Source organism: Arthrobacter sp. SPT-J7 (assembly GCF_059089965.1).
The window spans coordinates 284281-296682 of the sequence record NZ_JBNHFF010000005.1 but is presented as its reverse complement, the minus strand read 5'-3'; the positions used below and the strand labels follow the sequence as shown (position 1 = coordinate 296682).

The 12402-nt window shown below is 66.1% G+C and carries 11 protein-coding genes; 5 read left to right on the top strand and 6 right to left on the bottom strand.

Going from position 1 to position 12402, the window contains the following annotated elements; genetic code table 11:
- Positions 1-6: 6 nt before the first annotated feature.
- The gene (locus AC5RWX_RS11010) at positions 7-666 is read right to left on the bottom strand and encodes a pentapeptide repeat-containing protein (protein ID WP_494097428.1); all 660 of its coding nucleotides are present in this window, start codon (positions 664-666) and stop codon (positions 7-9) included.
- A gap of 151 nt (positions 667-817) precedes the next feature.
- On the opposite strand from AC5RWX_RS11010, the gene AC5RWX_RS11005 reads away from it, so the two are divergent.
- Both AC5RWX_RS11005 and AC5RWX_RS11000 read left to right on the top strand, forming a co-directional pair.
- Positions 818-1825, top strand: a complete 1008-nt coding sequence (locus AC5RWX_RS11005; RefSeq protein ID WP_493957104.1) for an NAD-dependent epimerase/dehydratase family protein — start codon at positions 818-820, stop codon at positions 1823-1825.
- A 366-nt stretch (positions 1826-2191) separates the two neighbouring features.
- Positions 2192-2917 carry a FadR/GntR family transcriptional regulator gene (locus tag AC5RWX_RS11000; RefSeq protein ID WP_493942094.1) on the top strand — a complete coding sequence of 242 codons (726 nt, stop codon included), beginning with the start codon at positions 2192-2194 and terminating at the stop codon, positions 2915-2917.
- Between the two features lie 21 nt (positions 2918-2938).
- Here the strand turns inward: AC5RWX_RS11000 and AC5RWX_RS10995 are convergent, their stop codons facing one another.
- The 4 genes from AC5RWX_RS10995 to AC5RWX_RS10980 all read right to left on the bottom strand — a co-directional run bounded on the left by AC5RWX_RS10995 (position 2939) and on the right by AC5RWX_RS10980 (position 6882).
- Positions 2939-3994 carry an L-idonate 5-dehydrogenase gene (locus AC5RWX_RS10995; RefSeq protein WP_493957103.1) on the bottom strand — a complete coding sequence of 352 codons (1056 nt, stop codon included), beginning with the start codon at positions 3992-3994 and terminating at the stop codon, positions 2939-2941.
- Positions 3995-4060: 66 nt separating this feature from the next.
- A complete protein-coding gene (locus AC5RWX_RS10990) occupies positions 4061-4834 on the bottom strand; it encodes an SDR family oxidoreductase (RefSeq protein WP_493942096.1) in 774 nt (257 codons plus the stop codon).
- Positions 4835-4896: 62 nt separating this feature from the next.
- Entirely contained in the window at positions 4897-6303 is a 1407-nt protein-coding gene (locus AC5RWX_RS10985; protein WP_493957102.1) for a GntP family permease, read from the bottom strand.
- A gap of 48 nt (positions 6304-6351) precedes the next feature.
- Complete coding sequence (locus AC5RWX_RS10980; RefSeq protein WP_493957101.1) at positions 6352-6882, bottom strand: gluconokinase; 531 nt, start codon at positions 6880-6882, stop codon at positions 6352-6354.
- Positions 6883-7153: 271 nt separating this feature from the next.
- Here AC5RWX_RS10980 and AC5RWX_RS10975 point away from each other — a divergent pair, with 271 nt between their 5' ends.
- Together AC5RWX_RS10975 and AC5RWX_RS10970 are read left to right on the top strand one after the other, a co-directional pair.
- A complete protein-coding gene (locus tag AC5RWX_RS10975) occupies positions 7154-7432 on the top strand; it encodes a DUF3040 domain-containing protein (RefSeq protein WP_493942099.1) in 279 nt (92 codons plus the stop codon).
- A gap of 397 nt (positions 7433-7829) precedes the next feature.
- Positions 7830-9506 carry a thiamine pyrophosphate-dependent enzyme gene (locus AC5RWX_RS10970; RefSeq protein ID WP_493944706.1) on the top strand — a complete coding sequence of 559 codons (1677 nt, stop codon included), beginning with the start codon at positions 7830-7832 and terminating at the stop codon, positions 9504-9506.
- An 88-nt stretch (positions 9507-9594) separates the two neighbouring features.
- On the opposite strand, the gene AC5RWX_RS10965 is transcribed toward AC5RWX_RS10970, so the two are convergent.
- Positions 9595-11307 (bottom strand): HNH endonuclease, encoded by a 1713-nt coding sequence (locus AC5RWX_RS10965; RefSeq protein WP_493957334.1) that lies wholly within the window; start codon positions 11305-11307, stop codon positions 9595-9597.
- A gap of 422 nt (positions 11308-11729) precedes the next feature.
- Between AC5RWX_RS10965 and AC5RWX_RS10960 the strand changes: the two genes are divergently transcribed.
- Positions 11730-12320, top strand: coding sequence for a hypothetical protein (locus tag AC5RWX_RS10960; protein WP_493942766.1), 591 nt, complete (start codon positions 11730-11732; stop codon positions 12318-12320).
- Positions 12321-12402: the final 82 nt, after the last annotated feature.

The following is a 12402-nucleotide window of genomic DNA, read 5'->3' as shown; positions in this document are numbered from 1 at the left end:
TTCCGGTTATGTTTTTTCCACAATGCCGAAGTGCGCGGCGAACAAGGGAGCGAGTTTACTGATCTGGACCGGCGTCATGGCCGCCCCGCGCAGGCCTTCCAGCCCGGCCAGTTCTTGCATTTCCAAGCCCCGCAGATCAGCATGCTTCAGTTTCGCCCCGGTCAGGTCCAGCCGCCGCACCCGGCTGTCGGCAAAGGCCAACCGGTGGGCAGCAGCACCGCCGAGATCCAGTTCATCCAGAATGCAGCCGGTGAACAGCACGTCGCGCAGTTCCGCTCCACGCAGGTTCACATAGCCGAGTTTGCAATTGCGGAACTCTACCGACTCCCACTCGGACTCGTACACCTCGGCCGAACCGAACCGAGAACCGTCAACCAACACCCTCCGGAACAGCGAGCGGGGGGCACTAAACACCGGAGCGTTTAGCCGTTCGATCGCTACGTCCACGAAGCCCGCGGCCCGCAGGTCGGCACCATCCACCGAAACATCGTGAAGCGTGCATTCGGTGAACGAGACACCGGCCAGGCGCCGGCCGTCCAGCTCTGAGCCGGCGAACCGCTGGCCGGTCACGTGCCGCTCCGGTGCCAAGGCCGACGCATCGCCGTCGGTCAATTGCCCCAGGTCCGGGGCATCGATACGCGGGGTGAAATCGTCCGGTCTAGCCATCTTTGGAGCATACCCAGACCATGCAGGCAATGGACCGGCTCGAAGACCTGTGAGACGGCTGGCCCGGGCTTCCCGCGCTTCTGGCCACCATTTGCTCTGCGCCGGGCGTAGAACGGGTGCGCTCAAGGCCAAACACGTGTTCGATGGCAGCATGCAGATTCTCCTTCTGGGCGGCACCGCCTGGCTAGGACATGAAATCGCCGCCGAAGCGCTGCGCCGCGGCCACCAGGTCACCTGCCTGGCCCGCGGCACCTCCGGATCGGTTCCCGCCGGGGCACGGCTGGTCCGTGCCGACCGAGACGCCCCGGACGGTCTGCACGCCGTCGCGGAACAGCGCTGGGATGCCGTGTTCGATGTTTCCCGTCAGCCCGGCCAGGTCCGCCGGGCTGTGGCTGCACTGGCCGACACGGCCGGGCATTTCACTTTCGTGTCCTCCTGCAGTGTCTACGCCGACCATGGCAGCCCGGGTGCCGACGAAACCGCCGGGTTACTGCCGCCCCTAGAGTCGGACGTGATGACCTCGCCGGACGTCTACGGCGAGGCGAAGGTCGCCTGCGAGGACGCAACCCGGAACGCGTTCGGTTCCGACCGGTGCCTGATCGTTCGGCCGGGCCTGATCGCCGGACCCGGCGACATCACCGACCGCACCGGCTATTGGCCGCTGCGTTTCGCCCGGCCCGTGGCCGACGACGGCTCCGTCCTGGTCCCCGGTGCACCGAGGTTGGACGCCCAGGTCATCGACGCCCGGGACCTCGCCGCTTGGCTCGTCGCCGCAGCGGAACAGCAGCTGACCGGGGAGTTCAACGCCGTGGGCGACGTCCTGCCGCTGGCCGAGCATCTGGAGATTGCCCGAGGCGTCGCGGGCCATGCCGGTCCGGTCCTCGTGCTGGACCAGGAGGAGCTGGCCGCAGCCGACGTCAACCCGTGGGCTGGCCAGCGGTCCCTGCCGCTCTGGCTGCCGCTGCCCGACTTTGCCGGTTTCATGTCCCGCAGCAACGCGGCAGCCAAAGCAGCAGGCCTGGCCTTGCGTCCGCTGGCAGAGACCCTGGCTGACACCCTTGACTGGGAACTGGCCACCGGCCCCGACCGCCCACGCAACGCCGGGCTGACGCCGGACGAGGAGCGCCGGCTGCTGACCATCGCGCACGCCCGGGTGTGAGGAGAGGACGACCCTTGAGACGTCCTCGTGGCAGTTGTAGCGTGACAGGACAGCAGGCCAACGGGCCCGCCGCTTCCCTAGGAGGCTACCGTGACGATTCCCCCGCCGCCGGAACCCAGGCCAGATCCGAACGAGCCCCGGCCCAACCCGCCGTTCCCGCCGGAGCCGAACCCGGATCCCATGGCGCCGCCCGAGCCAAATCCGGATCCGTTGGGGCCGCCGGATCCCGGGCCTGGCCCGTTCCCCGATCCCGGGCCGATGGTTCCGCCGCGCGGTCCCTAGCTCACGGCAACATGCGGCAACGAGCGGGGACGCGGACGGCGGACCACCATACAATGAGCGGGTGACCGCTACCTTTCGGCCCGCATGAGTTCGCGCCTGCACAGCCTCGTCATCGAGACGCTCGGCAAGCGCATTGTCTCCGGTGAATTGACCGCCGGTGCCACCACGCATTCCGAACAGTTCGAGGCCGAGCTCGGAGTCTCGCGCTCCGTGATGCGCGAGGGCGTGCGTGTGCTGCAATCGCTGGGCCTGGTGGAGTCGGTCAAGCGGATTGGCATCCGCGTGCTGCCGCCCGAGCGCTGGAACAAGTTCGACCCGTCCGTCATCCGCTGGCGGCTGGCGGCAGAAGGCAAGGGCGTCCAGCTGCGCTCGCTCACGGAGCTGCGCTCCGCCGTCGAACCTGCTGCCGCTGAACTGGCGGCACAGCACTCCCCGGAGGAGATGTCCGCAGAGCTCATGGCCATCGCCGCCAAGATGCGCGCGGTGGGCCGGGCCGGCGATCTGCAGCAATTCCTGGAGCTGGACATCCAGTACCACGCGCTGGTCTTGGCGGCCTCCGGCAACGAGATGTTCGCGCAGATGCACTCGATGATCGCCGAAGTGCTCCGCGGCCGGACCGATTACGGGCTGATGCCCGCCCACCCGCACGAAGAAGCGCTGCAACTGCACGTGGACGTCGCCAACGCCATCCAATCCGGCCGGCCCGAAGCCGCCCGGCAAGCGATGGACCAGATCATGCGCCGGACCATCGAGGAAGTCCGCAGCGTCTGGGAAGACGAGCCCCGGCTGTTCGAAGACGCCGGGGCCTAGACCTGCCGGCCGCCCCGCCTGCTACTCCGCGTCGTTGAAGCGCAGCAGCACCTTGCCGCTCTGCGACGAGTCCCGCGCCATCCCGAACGCCTCCAACGCATCGGCCGCGGCGTATTCATGGGTCATCACCGGATCCGCATAAAGCGATCCGTCGGCCAGCGCCGCAATGACCTCGTCGATCTCGTCGTTGAAGCGGAAGGAACCCACCAGCTCCAGCTCACGGGTAATGGCCAGCGAAATCAGCGCCGGCTGCTCCCCCGACGGGAGCAGCCCCACCATCACCACGCGGCCGCCGCGGGCAGCACCGCGCACAGCCGATGCCAGGCCGTAGTGGTTGCCCGAGGACTCCAGGCACACGTCCGCCTCGACCCCAGCGATCGCCTCGGCATCGGTAGCCAGCAGCGTCCGGCTCGCGCCGACCTCGCGCGCGATCTCCAGCGGCTTCTCGTGCATATCGACGGCGACGATCTCTGCCGCGCCGGCCCGCTTCAGCACGGCAATGATCAGCGCGCCGATCGGCCCGCAGCCGATCACCAGTACCCGCTTGCCGGCTACGTCTCCGGCGCGCGAGACCGCATGCCAGGCCACGCTGGCCGGCTCCACCAGGGCGGCCCGTCGCAGCGGCAGGTTGTCCGGCAGCTCGCGCAGCATCCGGGTGGGCAAGTTGATGTAGCGCGCGAACGCTCCCTCGGTGTGCGGGAAACGGGCCGCGCTGCCCAGGTAGGTGCAGCCCGGGGACAGGTTGGGACGGTCCGAGGGGTACTTGGAGCCGTCTCCCGGACCGGGCGTTGCCGGGTGCACGGCCACCGCGGTGCCCGCTGCCGGGCCGCTGCCGTCGGCTGCAGCCGCCGCCACCGTGCCCACCACTTCATGCCCCAGAAGCATCGGCGCTTTCAGGATGGACTCGCCGGCCGCGCCGTGCTGCCAGTAGTGCAGGTCGGAGCCGCAGATCCCGCCGTACGCAATTTCCACCACTGCTTCGTCCGGCTGAGCGGGCGCCAGCGCCACCGGTTCAACCCGCAGGTCTCCGGCCGCGTGGGCCACAACGCCAAGGGACTGTGCTGGAAGGGTTGTCATCGGAACTGCCTTTCACTCTGAAAAAGTACGACGGCGGTGCGCCGCCTTGGGTGCTTCGCTTGCCGGTTAGACGACGGTGGTCATCCCGCCGTCGATGAAGACCACCTGGCCGTTGACAAAGTTGGACGCGTCGGACGCCAGCCAGATGGCCGGGCCCACGATGTCCTCCACGGTGCCCCAGCGGTGTGCGGGGGTCCGGCCCAGGATCCAGCTGTTGAACGCCTCGTCGTCGACCAGTTTCTGGGTCATTTCGGTGTGGATGTAGCCCGGGGCGATCGCGTTGATCTGCAGCCCCTCGGCCGCCCACTCGGCGGTCATCGCCCGGGTCAGGTTGCGGATGCCGCCCTTGGAAGCGGTGTAAGGGGCGATCGTCGGGCGGGCCAGGTCGGTCTGTACCGAAGCGATGTTGATGATTTTCCCCGCGCCGCGTGCAATCATGTGCCGGGCGGCCTCGCGGCCAACCAGGAACGCACTGGTCAGGTTGGTCCGCAGCACGCGTTCCCAGTCCTCCACTTCCAGGTCCAGCATCGGGACCCGGTGCTGGACGCCGGCATTGTTGACCAGCACCCACAGAGGTCCCACTTCGCGCTCGACCCAAGCTACGCCGTCGGCCGCTGCCTGCGCATCGGTGACATCAAAGGCGCGCGCAAAAATCTTGTCCTCGCCGAACTCCGCTGCCAGTTCGGCCCGGGAGCCTTCCAGCCGTTCCTCGTCCAGCCCGTTGAGCACCACGACGGCGCCGGCGGCGGCCAGCCCGCGGGCAATGGCCTTGCCGATCCCGCGGCTGGAGCCGGTCACCAGGGCCACCCGGGAGGAAATGTCGAACAGGTTCACAGTCATTGATCTCTCCAAATGCGGACGGGACGGCCGCAGCCGCCCCGTCCATGATGCTCAAGGTAGTACTAGAAATTTGTGGCGATCAGGAAGATGGCCAGCGCCAACACGAAGCCGACGACGCCCACCAGAGCCTGGCCAACGGTCCAGGTCTTCAGCGTGGTCTTAGTGTCCATCTGGAAGAACCGGCTGACCAGCCAGAAGCCCGAATCGTTCACGTGGCCGGCGAAGACCGAGCCTGCGGCCAGCGCCAGCACAATGGCGGCCAGTTCCACCGGGTTGAAATCCGGATTGCCCATCACGACCGGCTGGACCAGCGCGGCGGCGGTGGTCAGCGCCACCGTCGCGGAGCCCTGTGCAACGCGGACCACGGCCGCAATGACGAAACCAGCCACAATGATCGGCAAGCCGATCGCGTCCAAGGAGTCGGCGATCGCGTTGCCGATGCCGCTGGAGCGCAGCACACCGCCAAACATGCCACCGGCGCCGGTAATCAGGATGATCGAGCAGACCGGGCCCAGTGCGCTGTCCACCACGGTTTCAATCAGGCTGCGTTCCTTGCCCTGACGGCTGCCCAGCAGCCACATGGCCAGGAGCACGGTGATCAGCAGCGCAACCGGGGTTTCGCCCAGCATCCGCAGCACCTGCACCCAAGTGTCGTCCAGCGAGACAACCTTTGCGGTGGCCAGCATGTTCAGGCCGGTGTTCAGGAAGATCAGCACCAGCGGCAGCAGCAGCAGGAAGAAGATGGTGCCGAGCTTCGGCGCGGAGCGGAACTCGGACTCTACCGAACCCTTCGGGGCATCCAGGATGTCCGGCACGGGGATATCGAACCGGCGGCCAAGGAAGCGGCCGAACAGGTAGCCCACCACGTACCACGTGGGAATTGCCACGATGAGGCCCAGAACCAGGACCAGTCCGACGTCGGCGCCCAGCAGGCCGGTGGCGGCCACGGGACCCGGGTGCGGCGGCACGAAGATGTGCATTACGGAGAACGCCGTGGCAGCGGGGAAGGCGTAGAACAGCAGCGAGCCGCCCAGGCGGCGTGCCACGGTGAAGATGATCGGCAGCATGACTACCAGGCCGGCGTCGAAGAAGATCGGGAAGCCGAACAGCAGCGACGCCACGGACAGCGCCAGCGGCGCGCGCTTCTCACCGAAACCTTTAATCAGTGCCTGCGTCATCACCTCCGCGCCGCCGGAAACCTCCAGCATGCGGCCCAGCATGGCGCCCAAGCCAACCAGCAGGGCAACACTGGCCAGCGTCCCGCCGAAGCCGCCCAGGAGGGTCGGCATAATCTCCCCGGCGGGGATGCCGGTGGCCACGGCGGTGAGCAGGCTGACAATAATCAGCGACAGGAATGCGTGTACCCGGAACCGCATGATCAGCACCAGCAGCAGCGCGATGGCTGCCACGGCGACAAGCAAGAGGCCGGGCGTGCCCAACGTCCAGTTGAGCTCGAGTTCGGTCATCATCGTCCTTCGTTATGTCGGATGGTTATCCGTTTAGTTGTGGGTTGAGCTTTAGGCGCCGGTGGGGCCGATTGTGTCCCGCAGATAGTTCTCCACCCGCACGGCAATGTCCTCCGGCGCATCGGTGACGGACACTTCCAGCCCCGCCTCGTCGTCGGCGAGCGGCTCCAGGGTCTGGAACTGCGAATCCAGCAAGGTTGGCGGCATGTATTCGTGGTCGCGGCCGCTAATCCGTGCGGCGATCAACTCGCGGCTTCCGGTGAGGTGGATGAACCTGGTTTCGGGCGCGAAAGAGCGGATGAGGTCGCGGTAGCTGCGCTTCAACGCGGAGCAGGCAACCACTGCGGTGGTTCCCTCCGCCAGCTTGTCTGCCATGACCTGGCCAATGGCGGACAGCCACGGGTGCCGGTCCACGTCGGTGAGGGGATGCCCGGAGGCCATCTTTTCCTTGTTGGCGGCGCTGTGCAGGTCGTCGCCGTCGATGAATTCCAGACCCAGATGCTTGGCGACGGCGGCGCCCACCGTGGATTTTCCGCATCCTTGGACACCCATCACCACCAACGGGGGATACTGCAGAGACATGGTCAGAACTCCTCAGACGCATCATTACATCTGATTTGGTGACCAATCTCTCGCCAATAAATCAGATTTATCGGAAACAAAGTACCACTGGCTGGCAGGCTCCAGCAAAAGAGGAAACATCGAGGAGAGCGGTCTGCCCCCCGGATCGTAACGAATCGACCCTCGCTTGCTCCGACCCGTATCGCACACTGCATCCCGCAGCTAAATTGGTCTAGTACACGGTGTCCGGCGCGGCACCACCTGCGGCGCCGCGAAGCCCGAGGAGGCCGGAATGTCCTTATCGGATGAGGAAAAGCAGCGCCTGGACAAGCTGGGGCATGAACTCGAGAATGACGATCCCCGCCTCGCCCGCTCCCTGTCTGGTCGCAACGTCATGGTCTTCGGTCATGCCATCAGCGCCGGAACCCTGTGGGCCGTTGCCGGCGCCCTCCTGTTGTTCATCGGCATCGCGGGAAATTCATTGGTTCTGGCCATGCTGGGATTGATCGCCCTAGCGGCGGGCGCCATCCGCGGCAGCGTCGGGTTCATGTCCCGCCACCGCCGCCTCTGAGCACTCGCCTTTAAGCATCTGGGCACCCCTGATCCGCTCTGACCGCACCAGCTTGCCCGCCTGCCCGGCCGGGGGCCGGTGCCTGCCGGGCTCCGCAGATCCGCTCTAACCGCGCCAGCCATGCGCGGGACGCTGCTGAGCCGCTGGACTCGGGTCTTTTCGCCCCTTTCCCGGGATTTCCAATCCCCGGCGCAGCACGAGGGCTCAGCTGGTCCCCCGGAGAACCTCAATCCGCTAATGCGAACCACGTCACGTTCGTTACCTCGCCGTGTCACAGGAACGCTGTCATAACACACGCCATCATGTACTTTTGCTCAAGCGCATTCATCGTGGACCGTGCATCCGCACGAGAAGAATGCCGCGGTTGAGTTCGATTCAAAGGTGAAAGAGGTCTCCTGTGACACAGGTTCAAAAGGAAGCGGTCGCAGCCGAGCAGCAGCCCGGCCGCAAATCGGCAGGACATGTCATTGTCGATTCGCTGATTGCGCACGGCGTCGAACGAACCTATGTCATTCCCGGCGAGAGCTACCTGGAAGTGTTGGACGGACTCCACAACTCCACCATCGACACCATCGTCTGCCGGCACGAAGGCGGCGCAGCTTACATGGCCGAGGCTGACGGAAAAATGAACCAGCGGCCAGGCATCGCCATGGTCACCCGCGGGCCGGGCGCCGCCAATGCTCACGTCGGCCTGCACACCGCTTGGCAGGACTCCACACCCATGGTGCTGTTCGTGGGCCTGATCCCCTTCGCACATCGCGACCGCGAAGCCTTCCAGGAATTCGACATCAAGTCCTGGTTCGACACAGGAGCCAAGCGCGTCATGGTTCTGGACCACCCCGAACGCGCGTCCGAGATCGTCGCCGAAGCGATGTTTGCCGCCACCAGCGGCCGCCCGGGCCCGGTCGTCGTCGGCCTCCCGGAAGATGTCATCCGCGAAGAAATCGACGCCACGCTGCACCCGGTCATTCCCGTTGCCCAAGGCGGCATGACGGTCACCGATTGGAAGGCGCTGCAGGCTGCCCTGAAGGAAGCCGAAAAGCCGCTGTTCGTCGTCGGAGGCAATGACTGGACGCAGGAAGGCACCAGCACGCTGACCACGTGGCTCGAAGAGCACAACATTGCCGCTGCCGTTGAGTGGCGCTGCGAGGGCACTATCCCCTTCGACTCCCCCTCTTACGTCGGTCCGATCGGCTACGGCCGGCCGAAGCCCACCTACGACCTGCTCGAAGAAACGGACCTGCTGATCTTCGTCGGCACCGTTCCGGGCGACGTCATTACCGATGGCTTCCTGGTCCGCCAAGACTGGTCCAAGAAGAACTTCCTGGTCACCATCGACCCGTCGCTGCGCGGACGCTCCGGCCCGGTCTCCTACCAGATCGTGGCCAAGCCGGACGTATTTGTCCGCGACCTGGTCATGATGGACCTGCCGCTGAAGGAAGAGTGGAAAGACTTCACCCAGCGCATGCGCGGCGAGCAGGAAAAGTTCGCTGCCCTTCCGCCTGCTGAGCCCACCGACGGGCCGGCACGGATGGACACCATGATGGCCAATCTGGTCAGCGGTTTGCCGCGCGACGCCATGATCACGTTGGGCGCCGGCGAGCACACCAACTGGGCGCACCGCTACTTCCCCACCCATGACTACCCCTCCATGCTCTCGGCACGAAACGGCTCCATGGGCTACTCCGTTCCTTCGGCCATCGCGGCATCGCTGGCCTACCCCGGACGCCGCGTCGTGACCATCGCCGGCGACGGCGAGTTCCTCATGAACGGCCAGGAACTGGCGACCGCCGCCCAGTACGGCGCCACCCCCTTGGTCATCGTCATGGACAACCAGGAATACGGCACCATCCGCACCCACCAGGAACGCTGGTACCCCGAGCGCATCTCCGGCACCCAACTGAAGAACCCCGACTTCGCCCTGATGGCTCAGGCCTTCGGTGGGTTCGGCGTGAAGGTTGAACGCGATGCCGATGTGCCCGCCGCCCTTGAAGCTGCCCTGAAAGCCATTGATGAGGACAAGACCTTCGCACTGATCCACTTGGTGGTTGAGCAGCGGGTCAAGGCTTACTGATACTGAGCCCACTGATCTGAACGACTAGGCCGGTGGCCGGGACGCCATCTCCCGGCCACCGGCTTTTCTAACCGCAGGGCAACTGCGTTCAACCTCCTTGGCCGGCCCGCACCGTGCGAGGGCGCCGCATCAGTCGTAGCCGTCGGCGACTTCGTTCCGTGCGATTTTCCTTTTTGGCAATGACTCCCGCTTTCCGTCGGGCTGCAACAGCTACAGCATCTGTCGTCTTCTCGCCCTCGGCCGGTTCCCAGATCGCTCTCTCGGCGGTTTCGGAATATAGCGTTGTCCCGGGTAAGGGTGGGGAGGTGGAATTGTAGACGTGGCCAGTCGGAGTGGTGGTTTCCGTGCAGGGAAACGGCCCGTTAACGGTTCGGGCAGACCAGCCTTCCGCTTCTCTGGCGTAGTTGCAGGCCTCACAAAGACCTCGCCCATTGCTCAGCGTTGTTTTTCCGCCTTCGGACCAGGCAACAATGTGGTCGATATGTCGGATCGGCGCATCGCACCACGGTCCGGTGCACGTAGCGTCGCGGGCCATGATCATCCGGCGCATCCCGTCCGGAAACTTTCGAGCAGTCGAATCCATCCCCAGCAGTTGCCCCGTCCCCGGCGCGGTGTAGAGCCGCCGGACCCAGACGTCCTCCACCCCGCCGACCCTGAGAGCTCTCAACCTCGCGCGGCGGGTTTCCTCACGTGCTGTCTTCCATCCCGGCTCGGTTCCTGCCGGCGGCGCCTTCTGTCGGAACCTGCTGTCCGGCGGCCCTGCCGCTGTCTGTCCATCTGGCGGCCGGGCTGCGCTATGGGAGGGCGCTGCGGCAGACCCGGTATTCTCCGGCGCGTCTTGTGGAAGGCGGAGGAGGTCACGGGCGTACTGTGCGGGGACAATGCCGTAGCCGGTCAGCCAAGCTGGCTCGCTGTCGCCTTGCAGCAGCGCCCGGTCGGTCATCACCACCTGCACTTCCAGTCGCACCGGGTCTGCAGTGGACTGGCCGGTGAGGCGCTCGAACACCGTATCCGCCATCGCCTGGCCTCGGGACCTAGGGTCCCCGGCATTGCGCAGCCGATCCGCCTCCCGGCTCAGCGCAGCCATCACTGCCACGCCTTGGACCACCTGCAGCAGCGTCCTAACCGAGACCATGGTGTCCGGTTCCGGCCGTGAGGAAACGTGCCGGTCGGCTTCCGCCTTCGCCGCCCGGTTCACCACTGCATGTGGGTCCAACCGGTAGGCGATCCTCTGCGCTTCCGCCGTCAACGCCTTGTCCCCCAGACCCTGCAGGCGTTCCGGGGTTCCGGCAAGTTCCTCATCCACCTGTGCTCGGTCCTGACGGGTCAAGCACGCCGTTTCGCTGACTAGTATGAGGGCCCGCCGCTCATTCAACACCCCCGCCTTTAGCGCGTGTAGGGTGTGCGGCATCTCCTTGACCAAAACCTTGGCCATGCCCAACAGGATTCCGCCGCGGTGCGGTGACTGCCGGCGCGCCAACCCGACCTGCTTCGCAATCCCCCGCCCGCGCCGCTCCTCCGGCACCCCGGCCGCTGCTCGCTTGGCACGGATGGACTCATCCAGCCCGACCTGAACAGTTGCCTGCGCGGCCGCAGCGGCGTCTTTAAGGTTCTCCAACGCGGTGAGCTGCTCGATCCGTTCTGCATCGGAGACGTCACGGTCAAGATGCGCCAGGCAGCCGGCAAACGCGTTGACTGCAGCCGCTCCAACCGGCTCACTCCCGGCCGCCGACACGCCGCCTGCTGGGGCCGGCCGGTCCGCGGCCTGCCATTCCGGGTTGTGTTGTGCGGCCGATTCCATCACGTCAGCGTCTCCATCTTTTGCGTGCCACAGGGCACGACCTAGGAACACGAGTGCTCATGGACACGAGTCCACGGACGCCACCGAAATACGCACTTCAACATGCACTTCGGTGGCCAACGTTTGGTGCTGAACTCCAACTGATAACAGCCTATGCGCCGGGTAGGACAGTTGGCGGTGTGATCGGACGGTTGTGGACCGGGCGCTCGCCAAACCGGTCTGTGGAGGACAAAAGGGGTGGATGGCACCGGCCTGGTCGGCGAATTCTTGCTCGGTCTGCCGGGCAGAACGCTTGGGGCTACCCCGCCAAGAAAATAATCAAGAAAGCGTAACCTTTCACCTCCCCGGCGCGATTAGACAGGTGTACGGGCGCGCTGCGGGCTTCCGCCAGCCGTGCGCCAAGCAACAAATCGAGGAGAACCATGACGAATCGTTTCCGTACCCTGAGCCTGCCCGCCAAGGGAGCCGCTCTGGCTGCCGTCATCGCCGCTGGCGGAGCCGGCGCTGCCGTTGCCGCTCCCGCGCTGACAGCCGGGGAAACCGCGAGCGCCATCACCACTCCCGCCGTTCCGGCCACCCCCGGCATTCCGGCCGCTGACGGTGAGCAGGCCGTTCCGGCTGTCCCGGCCACCCCCGCCGTGCCGGGCGTCAAAGCAGGTGCCAATGTTGAGGCTGACGTGGACGCCAAGGCCGGCGTGAGCGCGGACGGCACCGACGTTGACGCGATGGCCGGTGCCGACGCCACCGCCGAGGCAGGAACCGACGAGGCTGGCGCTGCCGCCGAACTCCGCTCGGGCGCCGTGGTGACCCCGGCTGTCCCGGCAACCCCGGCTGTTCCGGGCGTCGACGGCGAGCCCACCATTCCGGCAGTCCCCGCCATCCCGGCCGTTCCGGAGCTGCCGGTGACCGCCAACCCCGACGCGCAGGCCAAGATCGACGCCCGCACCGAGGCGGCAGAAGACCGCGCCGAACTCCGCGGTGCAGCTTCGGTCAAGGTTGAGACCGGACAGTAATTTCGCTCGGTGTCGGGTGGGGTGGCTACACTGAAGCCGCTTCACCCGACGCCCGCAGTTGAAGGACCTTTAGTTTGCTTGG